This window comes from Actinacidiphila epipremni (assembly GCF_012034175.1).
GTDB lineage: Bacteria > Actinomycetota > Actinomycetes > Streptomycetales > Streptomycetaceae > Actinacidiphila > Actinacidiphila epipremni.
This window is the reverse complement of sequence record NZ_JAATEJ010000005.1, coordinates 142,736-159,428: the sequence shown is the minus strand read 5'-3', so window position 1 is coordinate 159,428 and position 16,693 is coordinate 142,736. Positions and strand designations below refer to the sequence as shown.

At 76.4% G+C, this 16,693-nt stretch carries 13 protein-coding genes; 11 read left to right on the top strand and 2 right to left on the bottom strand.

Features of this window, described 5'->3' with window-relative positions:
* Entirely contained in the window at window positions 1–1,425 is a 1,425-nt protein-coding gene (locus HCN08_RS09235; RefSeq protein ID WP_167982446.1) for a condensation domain-containing protein, read from the bottom strand.
* Window positions 1,426–1,676: 251 nt separating this feature from the next.
* On the opposite strand from HCN08_RS09235, the gene sbnA reads away from it, so the two are divergent.
* From sbnA to HCN08_RS09180, 11 genes are all read left to right on the top strand, one after another.
* The gene (gene sbnA / locus HCN08_RS09230; protein WP_167982445.1) at window positions 1,677–2,675 is read left to right on the top strand and encodes a 2,3-diaminopropionate biosynthesis protein SbnA; all 999 of its coding nucleotides are present in this window, start codon (window positions 1,677–1,679) and stop codon (window positions 2,673–2,675) included.
* Between the two features lie 3 nt (window positions 2,676–2,678).
* A complete protein-coding gene (sbnB, locus tag HCN08_RS09225; protein ID WP_167982444.1) occupies window positions 2,679–3,683 on the top strand; it encodes a 2,3-diaminopropionate biosynthesis protein SbnB in 1,005 nt (334 codons plus the stop codon).
* Window positions 3,680–4,621 carry an ornithine carbamoyltransferase gene (locus tag HCN08_RS09220; protein WP_167982591.1) on the top strand — a complete coding sequence of 314 codons (942 nt, stop codon included), beginning with the start codon at window positions 3,680–3,682 and terminating at the stop codon, window positions 4,619–4,621. Before sbnB ends, HCN08_RS09220 begins: the two co-directional genes overlap by 4 nt.
* Complete coding sequence (locus tag HCN08_RS09215; RefSeq protein WP_167982443.1) at window positions 4,608–5,609, top strand: 3-oxoacyl-[acyl-carrier-protein] synthase III C-terminal domain-containing protein; 1,002 nt, start codon at window positions 4,608–4,610, stop codon at window positions 5,607–5,609. Before HCN08_RS09220 ends, HCN08_RS09215 begins: the two co-directional genes overlap by 14 nt.
* A gap of 1 nt (window position 5,610) precedes the next feature.
* Complete coding sequence (locus HCN08_RS09210; RefSeq protein WP_167982442.1) at window positions 5,611–6,984, top strand: preATP grasp domain-containing protein; 1,374 nt, start codon at window positions 5,611–5,613, stop codon at window positions 6,982–6,984.
* A complete protein-coding gene (locus HCN08_RS09205; RefSeq protein ID WP_167982441.1) occupies window positions 6,981–8,303 on the top strand; it encodes a type III PLP-dependent enzyme in 1,323 nt (440 codons plus the stop codon). The genes HCN08_RS09210 and HCN08_RS09205 overlap by 4 nt, the downstream gene beginning before the upstream one ends.
* A 28-nt stretch (window positions 8,304–8,331) precedes the next feature.
* Window positions 8,332–8,610 carry an acyl carrier protein gene (locus tag HCN08_RS09200; RefSeq protein ID WP_167982440.1) on the top strand — a complete coding sequence of 93 codons (279 nt, stop codon included), beginning with the start codon at window positions 8,332–8,334 and terminating at the stop codon, window positions 8,608–8,610.
* A gap of 3 nt (window positions 8,611–8,613) precedes the next feature.
* Window positions 8,614–9,492 (top strand): hypothetical protein, encoded by an 879-nt coding sequence (locus HCN08_RS09195; RefSeq protein ID WP_167982439.1) that lies wholly within the window; start codon window positions 8,614–8,616, stop codon window positions 9,490–9,492.
* The gene (locus tag HCN08_RS09190) at window positions 9,489–10,109 is read left to right on the top strand and encodes an acyl-CoA dehydrogenase (protein WP_167982438.1); all 621 of its coding nucleotides are present in this window, start codon (window positions 9,489–9,491) and stop codon (window positions 10,107–10,109) included. The genes HCN08_RS09195 and HCN08_RS09190 overlap by 4 nt, the downstream gene beginning before the upstream one ends.
* Window positions 10,106–11,305: an acyl-CoA dehydrogenase family protein gene (locus HCN08_RS09185; protein WP_167982437.1), complete on the top strand. Its 1,200-nt coding sequence runs from the start codon at window positions 10,106–10,108 to the stop codon at window positions 11,303–11,305. Before HCN08_RS09190 ends, HCN08_RS09185 begins: the two co-directional genes overlap by 4 nt.
* 289 nt (window positions 11,306–11,594) lie before the next feature.
* A complete protein-coding gene (locus HCN08_RS09180; protein WP_167982436.1) occupies window positions 11,595–12,686 on the top strand; it encodes a MupA/Atu3671 family FMN-dependent luciferase-like monooxygenase in 1,092 nt (363 codons plus the stop codon).
* Between the two features lie 4 nt (window positions 12,687–12,690).
* On the opposite strand, the gene HCN08_RS09175 is transcribed toward HCN08_RS09180, so the two are convergent.
* Window positions 12,691–16,671, bottom strand: a complete 3,981-nt coding sequence (locus tag HCN08_RS09175) for a condensation domain-containing protein (RefSeq protein ID WP_167982435.1) — start codon at window positions 16,669–16,671, stop codon at window positions 12,691–12,693.
* Window positions 16,672–16,693: the final 22 nt, after the last annotated feature.

The window sequence follows — 16,693 nt, the reverse complement described above, 5'->3', positions numbered from 1 at the left end:
TCATCGGGCCGCGGCCGGCGCGAGGCCGCCCAGCCGGTCCGGCAAAGTGCCCTCGACCGCCGCGGCGAGCAGGCCGAGATAGCGCTCGGCGACGGCACGGGCCGCGCCGGCGGTGAACAGCGAGGTGTTGTACTTCAGGACGGCGGCGGTCGCCGGGCCCCGCCGGGAGATCTGCAACGTCAGGTCGAACTGCCCCTGCTGCTGCGGCAGCGGGTAGGCCGCGAAGGACCGCCCGGCCGGCAGCGCGCTCGCCGCGGCCACCTGCGCCGGGTCCTCCTCGGTCACCACGAACAGCGCCCCCAGCAGCCCCGCCCGGTCCGCCGCCCTGGGCCGCCCGGCCGCCCGCGCCATCAGCGCGAACGGATACGCCCGGTGGAGCAGCGCCGCCCGCAGCTCGTCCGCGGTGCGCCGCAGCAGCACGGCGAACGAGTCGTCCGGCTCCACCCGCGCCGGGAACGGCAGGGTGTTGACGTAGTAGCCGGTCGCCTCCCGGTGCCGCGCCCCGGGACGTACCGTCGCCGGATAGCCCAGCAGGCGCAGCGGCTCGCCGGTCGCGGCGTAGAGCAGCAGCTGGAAGACGGCCAGCAGCACGGCGAAGGGCGTGGCGTTCGCCTCGGCCGCGAGCGCCGCGGCACCCGCGGTGAGACGGTCCGGGACCGCCAGCTCCACCTGGTCGCCGGCGAAGCGGTAGACGCCGGGCCGCGGCAGGTCGCCGGCGAGCGGCGGGTCGTGGGGGACGGCGCCCAGGACGCGCTGCCAGTGCCGGCGCGCCGACTCGCCGCGCGGCGAGCGCAGGAAGTCCTGCTCCCGCCGCACGAAGTCCGCGTACGCGCCGCCGGCGTCGGCGCCCGGGCCCGTGTCGCCCCCCGCGCCGGCCCCGCCGCCGGCCGCAGCCCCGGCCGTACCCCCGTCCGTACCGCCGGCCCTTCGCCCGTACGCCGTCAGCAGGTCGGCGAACAGCCGGACGTGCGAGACGTTGTCTAGCGCGATGTGGTGCGCGGTGACCACCAGCACATCGCCCCCGCCGCCGTCCGGGCGCAGCAGCGTGACCCGCACCGGCGCCTCCCGCTCCAGCCGGAAGGGGCGCCGCGAGGCCTCCAGCGCCGCCGCCCGCAGCCGGTCCGCGCCGACCCGCCGCAGCGCGAAGACCGACGCGTACGGCGCGGCGGCGCCCGGCAGCCGGCGCGGGCCGGTCCGGGCCGAGCGGAACAGGCAGTTGAGCATGCTGTTGCCCGCCACCGTCGCCAGCGCCGCCGACTCCAGCGCCGCGGCGTCCGCGGTGAAGTCCAGCCGCACCGCCCCGGCGATGTTGTACGCGCTGCTGCCCGGGGCCAGCGCGTACAGGAACCACAGCGCCTCCTGCCCGACGCTCAGGGCGCACCCGGCGCCGGCCGGCACGGCGGTGCTGCGGTCCATCAGCGACATGCGCCCCAGTACGGCACGCGCGCGCCCGGCGGGCCAGGCAGCGCGGCGGCAACTCGGCTGCCTGCTTCCTGCCGCCGCTCGGTCGCTCCCGGGGCATTTGCCGGGTCCGGGGCGGCGCCGCAAGCTGCCGCCGATTTGCCTGTTGCGGCGCCCCCGCGCTGCTTACGCTCTGCATTCGTCGGCCACCGAGGCGCCTTGAGCCCATGGAGGCTCGGATGGGGTTGCACTGGCACTCACCTGGGGTTGCGACGGTGATATTCGAGCACGCCTACGAAATGGTCCTGGACAACGTCTTCCTGCACCTGGGGGACGCGGTCGACAACGTCGACGTCTTCCTGAAGATGGAGGGCCTGAACCCGGCGGGCTCGGTCAAGCTCAAGACGGCCGTCGCCATGGTCGAGGACGCCGAGCGGCGCGGCCTGCTGCGCACCGGGAGCCGGCTCATCGAGTCCTCGTCGGGCAGCCTCGGCATCGCGCTGGCGATGGTGGCCGCGGCCAAGGGCTACACCTTCACCTGCGTCACCGACCCCAACACCTCGCCGCACAGCCTGGACGTGATGCGGGCACTGGGCGCCGAGACCGTCGAGGTCGACTGGCGGGACGCCAGCGGCGGCTTCCTCGGCAGCCGCATCTCCTACATCGAGGAGCGCGTCGCCGCCGACCCGGGCCTGGTGTGGCTCAACCAGTACGCCAACCCCGCCAACAGCACCGTCCACGACCGCTGCACCGCCGCCGCCATCACCGCCGAAGTGCCGTCCGTGGACTACCTGTTCGTCGGCGTCGGCTCGTCCGGCACCGCCATGGGCTGCGTGAGCCACTTCCGCCGGATGTCGCCCGCGACCCGGATCGTCGCGGTGGACGCGGTCGGCTCGGTGAGCTTCGGGACGTCCCTGCCCGGCCCCCGGTTCATCCCCGGCATCGGCGCCAGCCGGGTCCCCGAGCTCTTCGAGCCCGGCCTGTTCGACGAGCTCGCGTCGGTCGCCGAGGCCGACGCGGTACGCGCCTGCCGCTGGATGGCCCGCACCCGCGGGCTGTTCGCCGGCGGCTCGACCGGCGCGGTCATGGCCGCGGTGCTCCAGCGGGCCCCCGGCCTGCCCGCCGGCTCGCGCGTCGTGGCGATCTCACCCGACCTCGGCGACCGCTACGCACGGACGGTCTACGACGACGCCTGGGTCGCGCAGACCTTCGGGCCGCAGCCGCCGACCGCCCCGGCCGCCGGTGAACCCGGCCTGACCACGGCACGGAGGTGACCCATGCTGCCCTTCCACGTCATGGGCGGAACGGCGGTACGCGCGGTCGTCGCCCGCTCCCGGGCCCGGATCCACGCCCGGATCGACGACACCTACCGCGCACACCACCGCGGGGAGACCATCAACCCCGACAGCTACTTCCTGCGCTTCCCCGACAAGCCCGACGCGCGCATCATCGCGCTGCCGGCCCTGCTGCGCGGTGACCCGCCGGTCGCCGGGCTGAAGTGGATCGGCAGCTTCCCCGGCAACGTGGCCCGCAACCTGCCGCGCGCCTCGGCGGTGCTGATCCTCAACGACTACGCCACCGGCTACCCCTTCGCGTGCCTGGAGGCCGCGCAGATCAGCGCCGCCCGCACGGCCGCCTCCGCGGCGCTGGGCGCCGAGCACCTGCACGGGTCGCGCACCGCGGACCGGATCGCGGTCGTCGGCGCCGGCGTCATCTCCCGGAACATCCTGGAGTTCCTGCACGACCTCGGCTGGAGCGCCGGCGAGGTGGTCGTGCACGACACCGTCCCCGCCTACGCCGCCAAGTCGGCCGCGTACGCCCGCTCGCTGGGCTTCACCGCCTGTACGGGGGCGGACCTGCGCGGCTCGGTCGCCGGCGCCGACCTCGTCGTGCTGGCGACCACGGCGGCCGAACCGTACATCACCGAACCCGGCTTCTTCGCCGCCGGGCAGACGGTGCTGAACATCTCGCTGCGGGACATCGGGCCCGAGCTGATCGCCGACGCGCACAACGTCCTGGACGACGTCGAGCACTGCCTGCACGCCGGCACCTCCCCGCACCTGGCGGTGCAGAAGTTCGGCACCCGCGACTTCATCGACGGCACCCTCGCCGGGCTCGTCCTCGGCGAGTTCGCGCTCACCCGCGACAAGCCGCTGATCTTCTCGCCCTTCGGGCTGGGCGTGCTCGACATCGCGGTGGGCACCGAGGTGCTGGCGGCCGGCATCGCCGACGGCACCGCCCACGCCTTCGACGGCTTCTTCGCCGAGGAGTCACGGTGGTGACCCGGGCCCGGCACCTGGTCTCGCTGTCCGACCTGCCGGACGGCGCGCTGCGCTCGGTGGTGGCCCGGGCCGTCGCGCACGCCCGCCGGTCGGCCGCGGGCGGGCGGGCCGAGGCGACGCTCGTCGGGGCCGTCGTCGGGGTCTACTTCCGGCGGACCTCGACCCGTACCCGCACCGCCTTCTCCGCCGGCGCGCTGCGGCTCGGCGCGGGCGTCGTCGCGTACGGCCCGGGCGACCTGCAGACCAACACCGGGGAGACCACCGAGGACACCGGGCGGGTCATGGCCGGCATGCTGGACGTGCTGGTCGCCAGGACCGCGGGCGACCCGGCGGAGATGCGGGCGTGGGCGGCCGGGCAGCGGCGGATGGCCGTCGTCAACGCGATGAGCGCCGACGAGCACCCGACGCAGGCACTGGCCGACCTCACCACGCTCGCCCTGCACTTCGGCGACATCGAGGGCCTGCGCGTCCTCTACGTCGGCGAGGGCAACAACACCGCAGCCGCCCTCGCGCTCGCCCTCAGCCGCCACCGCGGGACGCTGCTGGACCTGCGCACACCGCCGGGCTACGGGCTGCTGCCCGCCGTCCGCGCGCGGGCCCTGGCGCAGGCCGAGCAGAGCGGCGCCCGGGTGAGCGAGCGGCACGACCTCGACCGGCTGCCCGCGGACCTCGACGCCGTCTACACCACCCGCTGGCAGACCACCGGCACCACCAAGCCGGACCCCGACTGGCGGACCGTCTTCGCGCCCTTCCACGTCGGCCCTGAACTGATGGCCCGCGCGCCCAAGGCGGTCTTCCTGCACGACCTGCCCGCGCACCGCGGCGAGGAGGTCGCCGCCGAGGTGCTGGACGGCGCCGGGAGCCTCGCCTTCGCCCAGGCGGAGAACAAGCTGCACAGCGCCATGGCCGTCCTGGAGTGGTGCCATGGCCTGGACTGAACGCACCGCGACCGGGCGCCGGGGCCTGCGGCTCCAGCGGATCGCGCCCTATGTGCCGCCCACCACCGTCGCCATCGCCGACCTCCAGGACCGCCTCGGCCTCACCCGCGCCGAGGTCCGGCTGTTCACCACCTACCTGGGCCTGGAACGCGTCCCCATGGCCGAGGGCATGACGGCCCAGGAGATGATGCTCACCGCCGGCGAGGCCGCACTCGACGGGGCCGACCGCACCCGGGTGCGGCACCTGGTCCACCCGCACACCGTCCTGCACGTCACCCCCGCGACCCACCGCCTGATGACCACGCTGCGCGACAAGCTCCAGCTCACCGAGGCGTCCGGGTTCGAGCTCGCCCACCAGAACTGCACCAGCGGGCTGTTCAGCGTCCGGGTCGTCGAGGCGCTGCTGCGCGCCGAGCCGCCGGGCGCCCAGGCGCTCGTGCTCGTCACCGACAAGATCACCACCCCGCTGGTGCAGAAGCTGCACGGCACCACGATCCTCGGCGAGGCCGCGGTCGCGGTGCTGGCCGGCCTCGACGGGCCCGGCGACGAGGTCGTCGGCCAGGCGCACCGCACCCTCGGCGAATACCACTCCTCGCAGGACATGCCGGCCGACGTGCAACGCCGCTACAAGCAGGTCTACATGCCGACGATGCTGGAGGTGCTGCACGAGGCCGTCGCCGACGCGGGACTGACCCTCGACGACATCGACCGCATCCTCCCGCACAACGTCAACCGCCACTCGTGGGTCATGAGCGCCAAGACCCTCGGTGTGCCCGTCGAGCGGTTCTACCTGGACAACGTGCCGAGGACGGGCCACTGCTTCGGCGCCGACCCGTTCGTCAACCTGCACACCGCCCGCGCCGAGGCCGCGATACGGCCCGGCGACGCCGTCGTCCTGCTGTCCGCCGGGGCCAGCGGCACGTTCTCCGCGGTCGTGGTGCGGGTGGACGACCTGCCGCCGCACGCCGCCGGCCCTGGAGGGCAGTGACATGACCGCCGACACATCCCCGCCGGCGGGCCCGCGCCCCGGCTTCATCGCCCGCCTCAAGGCCGCGGTGACCGGCGACCGCGACGCCCGCTTCGTCCACCTCAACAACTTCGAGGTCGAACGCGCCTGGGGCCGCGGCGACCCCGGGCTGCCCGGCGCCGGGCTGTCCTTCAACGCGCCGACCGTCAACCGGATGGAGGAGGTCGGCGTCCTGCTCGCCGACGAGGGCGACCTCGTCGTCCTCAAGGCGCCCGTGGAGCCCGCCTTCGCCGCGTACCTGCGCCCGCTCGGCCTCGCCGCCGGGCAGGTGCTCACCCCCGACCACGACCGGCCCGAGCAGCCGGTCACCACCGACGCCCTCGCCTCCCCGCGGCTCCTCGCGCAGCTCGCCGGCCTCGCCGACGGGCGCACCTACCTCATGCCGCTGGGCGTCTCCGCCGACGAGGAACGGCTCGCCGCCGCCACCGGGCTGCCGCTCGCCGGGCCGGACGCCGCCACCTGCAAGCGGGTCAACGGCAAGATCTTCAGCCGCGCGCTGGTCGACCGCAGCGGGCTCACCCCGGTGCCGGGCGCCGAATGCCGCACCGTCGGCGAACTCGCCGCCGCCCTCAAGGAGCACCTGGCCGGCGGCTCCGGCCCGGTCGTGGTCAAGGAGTCGCTCGGCGTCTCCGGGCGCGGCCTGGTCGTCCTGGACAGCGCCCGGCGCGGCGAGCAGCTGGTCCGGATGGCCGCGCGGCGCGGCGAGCGCATCGAGGTCGTCGTGGAGCGCTGGATCGACAAGGAGTACGACCTCAACTACCAGTTCGTCGTCGCCCGCGACGGATCGGTGGCGTTCGAGACGGTCAAGGCCGCCCTCACCGAGGGCGGCGTCCACCGCGGCCACCTCTTCCCGCCGCCGCTCGACCCCGGCCACACCGCCGCGCTGGAGGCTGCGGCACAGGTGCTCGGCAAGGGCCTGGCGCAGGCCGGCTACTACGGGGTGGCCGGCGTGGACGCGATGCTCGGCCGCGACGGCACCCTCTACCCGTGCCTGGAGATCAACGCCCGCTTCAACATGGCGACCTTCCAGAACCGGCTGGCAGAACGGCTGCTCACTCCGGGCCGGTGCGCGCTCGCCACCGTCTTCGACCTCGAACCGGTGCGCGCCCACGGCTTCGACGAGGTCCGCGCCGCACTCGGCGACCTGCTGCTCGACGCCGGCTCCGCGCGCGGGGTCCTGGTCACCAACACCGCGACGCTGCGGGCCGGCGTCACCCCCGGCCGCCGGTCGAAGGGCCGGCTGTACGCGGTCTGCCTCGGCGACGGGCCCGAGGACGTCGACGCCCTGCGGTCGAAGGCCGCCCGGGCACTGGAGGAAATGGTGGAGCGGGCATGAACGGCGCGACCTGGCACGAAGCGCAGTCGGCACCGGCCGACCTCTCCGGCCCCGACGGCTGGCGGGACCTCGCCGAGCGGTTCGGCACCCCCACCTACGTCTACGACGGCGACTGGCTCGCCGGCAACCTGCACGCGCTGCGCGCCGCCCTGCACCCGGCCCTGGAGGTCTTCTTCTCCCTGAAGTCCAACCCCAACCGGGCCGTCTACGACGTCCTGCGGTCGGCCGGCGCCCGCGCCGAGGTCTCCTCGCTCGCCGAGCTGCGCACCGTGCTCGACGCCGGCACCGACCCCGCCGACGTCGTCTTCCTCGGCCCCGGCAAGAGCGCGGCCGAGATCGAGGCGTGCGTCAGGGCCGGGCTGTACGCCGTGGTGTGCGAGTCGCTGCCCGAACTCGCCCTCATCGACGACGCCGCCGCCCGCCTCGGGGTCCGGCAGCGGGTGCTGCTGCGGATCAACCCCGCCTACTCGGTGGCCGGCTCACGGCTCACCATGGGCGGCAAGCCCCGCCAGTTCGGCATCGACGAGGCCGCGGTGCCGCCCGCGGGCGCCCTGATCCGCTCCTACCGGCACGCCGTCGCCGCCGGCGTCCAGGTGTACATGGGCACCCGCATCCTCGACCACGAGGTGATCGTCAAGAACACCGCGTACGTGCTCCGGCTCGCCGAGCACGTCGCCGAGTCCACCGGGATCGCGCTGGACGCCGTCGACATCGGCGGCGGCCTCGGCGTCGCCTACTTCGACGGCGAGCACGACCTCGACCTCGACGCGCTCGCCGCCGGCATCAACCCGCTGGTCGAGGACTTCGCCCGCCGGCACCCCGGCACCCGCCTGCTGATGGAGTCCGGCCGCTACCTCACCGCGCCCGGCGGCACCTACCTGATGCGGGTGCGGTACATCAAGGAGTCGATGGGCGACCGGTTCGCCGTCGCCGACGGCGGCACCCACCACCACATGGCGGCCGTCGGCATCGGCTCCTTCGTCAAGCGCAACTTCCCCGTCGAGCTGCTGTCCCGGCCCGTCCCGCCGGACGCCGAGGCCGGGCCCTGGACCGTCGCCGGGCCGCTGTGCACCCCCAACGACACCGTCGCCAAGGCGGTACGGCTGCCGGACCTCGCCGTCGGCGACCTGCTCGGCGTCCGGCGCTCCGGCGCGTACGGGCCGTCCGCCTCCCCGGCGTACTTCCTCAGCCACGGCTACCCGGCCGAGGTGCTGGTCCGCCGCGGGACGGCGTACCTGGTGCGGCGCCGCGACACCGTCGACGACCTGCTGTCGCGCCAGGCCACCCACCCCGACCTGACCGCGCCCGCGCTCCACTGAGCCCGCCCACCGCCAAGGAGAGCCCACCATGCCCGGCACGCAGACCGACGAGATCCGCACCGCCCTGCACGACGGCCTCACCGAGGTCCTGCGCAAGGACGTCCCCGAACTCCACGACGACATGCGCCTGTTCGGCGACCTCGCGCTGGACTCCACCGGCGTCATCGAACTGCTCATGGAACTGGAGGACTCCCTCGGCCTGCAGATCGACCCCGACGAGCTCACCCCCGAGACGTTCGAGACGGTCGGCGCCCTCATCGGCTACATCCGCGCCTGCCTGGAAGGCGCGCAGGACGCGGTGGGCTGAGCCGTGCCGCACTCCGCGACGACCGCCGCACAGGCCGACGGCCACGCCCACGCCGACGCCGGCGGCGCGCTGCACGTCGGGCCGCCGGTGGCCCGTACGTTCGGCCCGCGCCCGCAGGCGTACACCGAACGGGCCGCCACCTGCATGGCCGACTTCCTCGACCACTTCGGGCTGCCGCCGGGCCAGGCCCTGCTCGCCGCCGGGGGCGGCAACTCCTTCAGCGACATGGGCACCCGGCTGCTGCGCGACCTCGACCCGCCGCTGCCGGCGGTGGACCTGCTGGCGCTCGCCTTCCACACCCCCGACCTGGACTTCGTCAAGGTCGCCGGCTGCGCCCTGGCCGCGCAGTGCGCCGGACGGCCCGACGTCTTCTCCGTCTCCGGGCAGGGCGTCGGCGCCCCCTTCACCGCGCTGCGCGCCCTGGCCGCGCTGCACGCGAGCGGGCAGGGCGAAAGCGGCGCGCTCTTCGTCTTCGACCAGACGACACTGCCCTATCCCGAGCCGGACCTGCACGGCGGCGGGCGCGACGACGGCGGGGTGCTGCTGCCGGTCGCCTCGCGGCCCGGCGACCGCTCGGCGCGGCTGGTCTTCACCGACGAGCGCCCCGTCGACGGCCCGCGGCAGACCAGGGCGGCCCTGCGGGAGGCGCCGGGCACGCCGCTGTACGTCCTCGGCGCCACGCTGGCACGCCACTTGGCGGACGGCGAGCCGGTCGGGGAGGCCGTCGAGGGCTCGGCGCGGCAGCTGTGCACCAGCGCGTGGGCCGCGCTCGCCGGGCTCTGGGCCGGGCTCGCCCCCGGGCGGCTCGTCGTCGTCGCCGACCACGATCCGCACGCCGGGCGGCTCTTCCAGGCCGGGCTGCTGCCCGAGGGCGCGCCATGACGGCCCCGCCCGCCACCGGCGCCGGACTCGCGGCGGACCCGCGGCGCCTCGGGCGGGAGGCAGGGCTGGCCGCCGGGCTCGCCGCCGTCCTCGCCGGGCTCGACGCGCGCGCCCTCGCCCCGCGCGGCCGGGCCGTGCTGCCGGCCGCCGACGTGCCCGCCGAGGCGCAGGTCGTCCCGCACGTCCTCGCCGGCCGCGAAGGACTCGCCCTGGTGCGCTGGCCCGACGCGGGACCTGGCCGCGGGCTGCCGCCCGGGCGGGTGGCCGCGCTCGCCGCCGTCCGCTGCGGCGTCCTCGAAGCGCTGCTGGACACCGCCGCCCACCGGCTGGCCGGCCGGGACTTCGCCGGCACGCCGCTCAGCGAGTTGCAACTCGTCCAGGCCGCGACCGCCGACGTCGTCACCGTCCTGCACACCGCCGCCGCCACCCCGCCCGACGCCGGCCCCGACGCCCTGGCCGCCCTGCACGAGCAGCTCACCGGCGCCGGGTGGACGGTCGCCCGGTTCTTCGGCGCCGAGGGCTACCTCGCGACCCACCCGGCACGCGTCCTGCACCTGTCCGCGCTCACCGCCGACGTATGGGTGCCGCGGCCCGGCCACCCGGAGGGCCCCGCATGACCGCCTTCGCGCTGGACGAGCGCCTGGACCTGCTGCGCGCCGCCGCCGCCGACACCGCCCCGGAACTGCGGGCGCACGCCCTCGCCGTGGACGCCAACCCGTACGACATGCGCCCGCACCTGGGCGTCGCCGGCTACGACCTGGTCCGCCGCTGCACCACGCCCGCGCAGTACGGCGCCGGGCCGCTGCGGCTGGGACGGTACGCCTACGCGGCGGGACACTGCCTGGACCAGGTGGTGCTGCTCGCCGAACTGGCCCGCGGGGACGCCGGGATGATCCTGGCGTGCCCGGCGCCGAGCCTGTCGGGCGTGCTCGTGGACCAGATGGGCGACCCGGCCCAGCAGGAGCACTTCCACCGCGCCCTTGCCGACGGCGCCACCTGGGCCTACTTCGCCGTGACCGAACCGGCCCGCGGCAGTGACGCGAGCGCGATGCAGACCCGGCTCGACCGCACCGGCCCGGGCGCCGGCCCCGGCGCGGGCGACCACGAACTGACCGGCGTCAAGCGGTACATCGGCAACGGGGCGCGCGGCGCCGTCGGCGTGGTCTTCGCCCGCACCGGACGCGGCCCGCTGTCCGTCCGCGCCGCCCTGCTGGACGCCACCGCGCCCGGTCTCGCCGCCGAGGAGCTGGACATGGCGGGCCTGCGCGGCACCTGCCTGGGCGAGATGCGCTTCGACGCCGTGCCCGTCCCGTACGAGCGGCTGCTGGGGCGTCACCTGTCGCCGGCCCGGCAGGGCCTGTGGGCGGCCATCAGGGTCTTCCACCAGATGCGCGCCCAGGTCGGCGCGCTCGCCGTGGGCACCGCCGGCGCGCTCCTCGACCTCGTGCGCGAGCAACGCCCGCAGGCGCCCGGCGCCGCGGTCCTGGCCGCGCGCACCGAGGCGTGCCGCAGCCTGGTGTACGCGGCGGGCGCCGCCGTGGACGCCGACCGGGACGCCGGCCACGCCTCCAGCCTGGCCAAATACGCCGCGACCACGCTCGCCCGGGAGACCGCCCGCTGGGCCGTGCGCTCCCTGGGCCAGGAAGCTCTCGTCGACCTGCCCCTGCTGGAGAAGTGGACCCGCGACGTGGGCGCCTTCGAGTTCATGGAGGGCACCGCCGACATCCAGCGCCAGCACATCGCGAAGGCGTACCTCAAGGGCCGCTACGACCTGCGGCGCACCCCGCCGCCGGGCCGGGAGGGCGCACGGTGAGGCCCGGGGCGGACCCGCCGGCCGCCGGGCGGCCGAGCGGGCCGCGGAGGGTCCGCACGCCGGCGGAACCCGCCGGGCCCGAGGGCCCGCGCGCCGGACAGAGCGCGCAGGTCCCCGCCGGGCGGCGCCGCGCCGAGGGAGCCGCGGCGAAGGCGCCGGGCGGGAGGCCCGCCGGACCCGCGCCCGCCGTCCCTCCGCCCGTGCGGCCCGCCCGGCCGCACACGCGCCACGGCCCCTTCGCGCTCCGCCCGTGCTTCCGTCGTCCGCCCGCGTCCCCGGAAGGCCCGCCATGGACATGAGCCTGTTCTTCTTCGCCAGCAGCCCCGCCGCGCCGGCCGCGGGCCCCGCGGGCGACCCGTACCGGCTGCTCCTGGACAGCGCCGCCTTCGCCGACCGCAACGGCTTCGCCGCCGTGTGGACCCCCGAGCGCCACTTCCACGCCTTCGGCGGCCAGTACCCCAACCCCGCCGTGGTGGGCGCCGCGCTGGCCGTGACGACCCGGCGGATCGCGATCCGCGCCGGAAGCGTCGTCGCGCCGCTGCACCACGCCGTGCGGCTCGCCGAGGAGTGGTCCGTGGTGGACAACCTCTCCCACGGGCGCGCCGGGGTGTCCTTCGCCTCCGGCTGGCACCCGGTCGACTTCACACTGCGGCCCGACGCCTACCGGGACCGCAAGCAGGTCATGGCCGAGGCGGTGGAGACGGTACGGGCGCTGTGGCGCGGCGGGGCCGTCGCCCTCGCCGGCCCGGACGGCGAGCCGCACGAGGTGCGGGTCTTCCCGCGGCCGGTGCAGGCCGAACTGCCGCTGTGGATCACGGCCGCCGGCTCCCCGGACACCTTCCGGCTGGCCGGCCGGCTCGGCGCGGGCCTGCTCACCCACATGCTGAGCCAGGACCACGCGGCGCTCGCCCGCGGCATCGCCGCCTACCGCGCGGAGCTGGCCGCCTGCCACGGCGAGGCCGCCCGCGGCCATGTGGCCGTCATGGTGCACACGCTGATCGGGCCGTCCCGCGACGCCGTACGGTCGCTGGTGCGCGCGCCGCTGCGGGAGTACCTGCGCAGCTCCCTCGACCTGGTCCTGCGCTCCGCCGGCAGCCCGGCCGGCGCCGGCGGGGCGCCGCTCGAACTGTCCGCGCAGGACGAGGACTTCCTGCTGGACCGGGCCTTCGACCGCTACTTCGACGGGGTCGGCGTCTTCGGCACGGTCGACGACGGGGTCGCCGCGGTGCGGGCGCTGGAGGAGGCGGGCGCGGACGAGGCCGCCTGCCTCATCGACTTCGGGGTGCCCGAGGACGACGTCCTCGCCACGCTGCCCGCGCTCGCCTCGGTCCGCGAACGGCTCTCCGCCGCCGCGCCCGCGCCGGCCGCCCCGGCGTACTGACCGCTCAGCCGCCCAGCCGGAACCTGAGCACCGCCTCCCACAGCGTCCGCGGGGTGCGGAACATCTCCAGGAACGGGATGTCGTCCGGCACGGCCACGCCGTACGCCTGCTCGATCGCCACCAGCATGCCGACCATCCGGAAGGAGTCCAGGCCGGCGTCCGCGAGCGGGCGGTCCGCCGCGACCGCGTCGCCCTCCGGCTCCAGGCCCAGCGTCTCGCGCAGCAGCGCGTCGAACACCTCGTCCCACGGGCTCCTGTCCTGCCCGGCCGGGTCCGCGGCCGGCGCGGCGGGCTCCGGCAGCTCCTCGACCGCGAGCGTGCCGTCCGGCCGCAGCGGCCACCCGTCGGCGACGGCCCACAGCCGGGGCACGAAACGCCGCGGCAGCCGCCGGGCGGCGAGCATCCGGCCCAGGGCGTCCACATCCGCCGCCCCGCCCTCCGCGAGCCGCAGATACGCCGTCACGCACGCCGTGCCGTCCTCGCCCGGGCGGACCAGGACCCGGCTGTCGAGGACCGCGGGATCACCGTTGAGCAGCTCCTGGACCCGCAGCAGCACCGCCGCCGAGCCCTCCGGCCACAGCGCCGCGGTCGCCGCGTCGAGGTCCGCCGGGCCCAGCACCTCCAGGGCGCCGTCCAGCCCGGTGCGGGCGGCAAGCCCCGAGCGGTGCGGGGCGTCCCCCGCGCCGATCCACAGGTCGCCGGGCACCCCGCGCGGCACCGGCAGCCGGTCCGCGCCCAGCACCAGGGCGGCGGCCCCGCCGTCCGCCGTACGGCCGCCGCCCAGCCGCAGCCGTACGTCGTCCACCGCCCCACCGGGCCCGAGCGCCATCTCCTCGGCCACCAGCCGGTACAGCTCCAGCAGCACCGGCGCCGCGGCGGGCGAGACCGTGTGGTTGTCGGCGTTGATCCGCAGCGCGCCCGGCACGGTGAAGACGTGCAGGCCGAACTCGTTGACGTTGTCGTTGTACGTGGCGTCGCCGCGCACGAGGTCGTCGTCCACCTGGTGGAAGTCCAGGTAGTTGAAGAACACGTCCAGCAGCCGGTCGCCGCCGCCGAACTCCTGCTGGATCAGCGGCATCGGGTAGCGGCGGTGCGGCCACAGCCCGGTGAGCCGCTCGTGGACCGCGCGCACCAGCCCGCCCCAGGTGCGCGCCCCGGACGGCGCCGGGAAGGGCAGCGTGTTGAGGTACATCCCGAGGACCCGGTCCGCGCCCACCGCCTCCGGCCGCGCGTCGCACACCAGCCCGGTGAAGAAGTCCGCGGCGCCGCCGCCCAGCAGCCGCATCACCGTCAGGTGCGCGGCCAGCAGCACCGCCTTGGGCGACGTACGGGTCTCCTCGGCCAGCCGGCGCAGGTCGGCGTCCACGTCCCGCAGGTCCACCAGGTACTGGTCCCGGCGCCGCGGCACCTGCGGCGGGTCCTGCCAGGCGACCGGCAGCGCCGGCTCCGTACGGCCCTGCACCGCCTGCCGCCAGTACGCCCGGTCCGCGGCGTCCTCGCGGGAGCGCGCCTCGGCCGCGATGTAGTCGGCGTAGCGGAACGGCACCGCCTCCGGCGGCTCGGGCGGCCGGCCCGCGCGCAGGGCGCGGTAGCCGGTCAGGATCTCCATGAGCATGGTGTGGAAGCTCCACCCCTCCAGGATGGGGTGGCACTCGGTGATGGTGAGCCACCAGCTGGGGCGGTCCTGGCGGGCGTGCGCGTGCACCCGCACGAGCGGCGCCCGCGTGACGTCCATCGGCTCGCGCCGCTCGGCGGCCCCGAACTCCCTGAGCACCGGCAGCCAGTCCGCCGGCTCGCCCGCGGCCACGGTCGTCACGCCCACCGTGATCGGGGCGGCCCGGTGCACCAGTTGCAGCGGCACGGAATAGCCCGCCAGGTCGAAGGACGTACGCAGCACCTCGTGCCGGTCCACGACCGCCTGCACGGCACGCTGCAGCAGCGCGGCGTCCGGCGGGGCGCTGTCGCGGATCAGGAAGGAGGTGCTGTCCTGGTACGTCGTCCGGCCCGGGTTCGCGCGCAGCTCGACCAGCATGCCCAGCTGCACGGCGGCCAGCGGGTACGCGTCCACGACGTCCGCCGGCAGCGCCGCCCGGTCCTCCGGGCCGAGCAGCGCGAACGGCCGCACCGGGTCCGGCACCCGCTCCACCGCCGCCCGGCCGGCAACGATTTGAGCCAGCTCCGCCACCGACTGGTACGCGAACAGGTCCCCGGCGGCGACATCCAGCCCGCGGCTGCGCAGCCGCCCCGCGAGCGCGACCGCGCGCAGCGAATCCCCGCCCAGGTCGAAGAAGTTGTCGTCCGGCGCCGGATCCGCGACCCCGAGCACCTCGGCCCACGCCTCCGCGACGAGCCCGGCCACCCGGGCGGCGGATCCCACCGCGCCGACGGCGTCCGCCGGGCCGGCGGCATCAGCGCGGGCGGCGCGATCCGCCGGCGCGGAGCCGGCCCGCGCCGGCCCCGGCGGCCCGTCCGGCGCGGCGCTGACCGGCAGCGGGGCCGTTCCCTCCGCGGCGTCGCCCGCCCGGCCGGCGGCATCCGCGCGGGCCTGGGGAGCCTCGCCGGCCGCCGGCCCTGCCGCCGGTGACGCCGCCGCCCCCGGGGCGCGGACTCCCGCCTCCAGGACCGCGAGCCACAGCCGCGCCCACCGGGCCGCCGTGGCCTCGTCGAGGACCGCCGCCGCGTAGTCCAGGCGGGCCGCGTACCGGCCGTCCGGCAGGACGTCCGCGTGCAGGTTCACATCGAACTTCGCGGGCGTCTCCTGCCCGAGCCCCAACTGCTCCACCACCAGGCCCGGCAGGGCGAAGAGCCCCGGGTCCGCCGGCTCGTCCATGTCGAACGCCGCCTGGAACAGCGGGTTGACGCCCGGCGTCCGCACCGGCCGCAGCTCGTCCACGACCCAGGCGAACGGGGCGGCCTGGTGGTCCAGCGCCCCCAGCAGCGCGCCGCGCACCTCGTCCAGCAGCGCGCCGAAGGGCACCCCGCCGCCCGGCCGGGCCCGCACCACCACGGTGTTGACCAGGTAGCCGACCATGCCGGCCAGCTCCGGCGCGCTGCGCAGCGCCACCGGCACGCCCACCGTGACGTCTCCCGAGCCGGTGATCCGGGCCAGGGCCGCGTGGAAGGCGGTCAGCAGCACCGCGAAGGGGGACGTGCGGTGCTCGGCGGCCAGCGCCCGTACCGCCTGCGACACCGCCGCCGGCACCTCCACGGTGACGGCGCCGCCGCGGCTGTCGGGCCTGGCGGGACGCGGCCGGTCCAGGGGGAGCGGCAGCTCGGTCACGCCGTCCAGCTCGGCACGCCAGTACGCCAGGTGCGGCGCGAGCCGGCCGTCCGCGAGGCCCGCCCGCTCCCACGCCGCGAAGTCCGCGTAGTGCATCGGCACCCCGGGCAGCCCGGGCGGGCGGCCGGCGACCCGGGCCGCGTACAGCTCGCCCAGTTCGCGCCCGATCAGGCCGGGCCCGTCGCACGCGATGTGGTGGACGGTCACCACCATCAGGTGCAGCTCCGCGGCCAGCCGGACGAGCGTCACCCGCAGCGGCTGCTCGGCGGTCAGGTCGAACGGCCGGCGGCGCACCCACCCGGCCACCTGCCGCGCCCGCTCCTCGCGCCGCCCCGCCGGCAGATGCGTCAGGTCGACCTCCTGCCAGCCCGGCGCGGCGACCGCGTCCACCAGCTGCACGGCGTGGTCGCGCCCGCCGTCCGCCGCCGCGTACCGGGTCCGCAGCACCTCGTGCCGGCCGGCCAGGTCCGTCCAGGCCCCGCGCAGCGCCGCGCGGTCGAGCGGGCCCGCGATCCGTACCGGCCACGACATCAGATACGCCGGGCTGCCCGGGTCCATCCGGTGCAGCACCCACATCTGCTGCTGCCCCGCGGACAGGGCGCAGGGCCGGTCGCCGCCGGTCCGGGGCAGGACCGGGCGGGCGGCCGTGCGCAGGCGCCGGCGGACCAGGTCCTCCAGCCGGGCGTCCGCCTTCTGCGGGGTCATCGTCAGTCGCCTTCCTGCAGGA

What these genes read in the sequence shown, in the direction of transcription:
- HCN08_RS09205 (WP_167982441.1), top strand. Translation starts at nt 6,981, where the DNA reads ATGAACGGCGCGACCTGGCACGAAGCGCAGTCGGCACCGGCCGACCTC.
- sbnB (WP_167982444.1), top strand. Translation starts at nt 2,679, where the DNA reads ATGCTGCCCTTCCACGTCATGGGCGGAACGGCGGTACGCGCGGTCGTC.
- HCN08_RS09185 (WP_167982437.1), top strand. Translation starts at nt 10,106, where the DNA reads ATGACCGCCTTCGCGCTGGACGAGCGCCTGGACCTGCTGCGCGCCGCC.
- HCN08_RS09180 (WP_167982436.1), top strand. Translation starts at nt 11,595, where the DNA reads ATGGACATGAGCCTGTTCTTCTTCGCCAGCAGCCCCGCCGCGCCGGCC.
- HCN08_RS09235 (WP_167982446.1), bottom strand. Translation starts at nt 1,425, where the DNA reads ATGTCGCTGATGGACCGCAGCACCGCCGTGCCGGCCGGCGCCGGGTGC.
- HCN08_RS09175 (WP_167982435.1), bottom strand. Translation starts at nt 16,671, where the DNA reads ATGACCCCGCAGAAGGCGGACGCCCGGCTGGAGGACCTGGTCCGCCGG.
- HCN08_RS09190 (WP_167982438.1), top strand. Translation starts at nt 9,489, where the DNA reads ATGACGGCCCCGCCCGCCACCGGCGCCGGACTCGCGGCGGACCCGCGG.
- HCN08_RS09210 (WP_167982442.1), top strand. Translation starts at nt 5,611, where the DNA reads ATGACCGCCGACACATCCCCGCCGGCGGGCCCGCGCCCCGGCTTCATC.
- HCN08_RS09215 (WP_167982443.1), top strand. Translation starts at nt 4,608, where the DNA reads ATGGCCTGGACTGAACGCACCGCGACCGGGCGCCGGGGCCTGCGGCTC.
- HCN08_RS09200 (WP_167982440.1), top strand. Translation starts at nt 8,332, where the DNA reads ATGCCCGGCACGCAGACCGACGAGATCCGCACCGCCCTGCACGACGGC.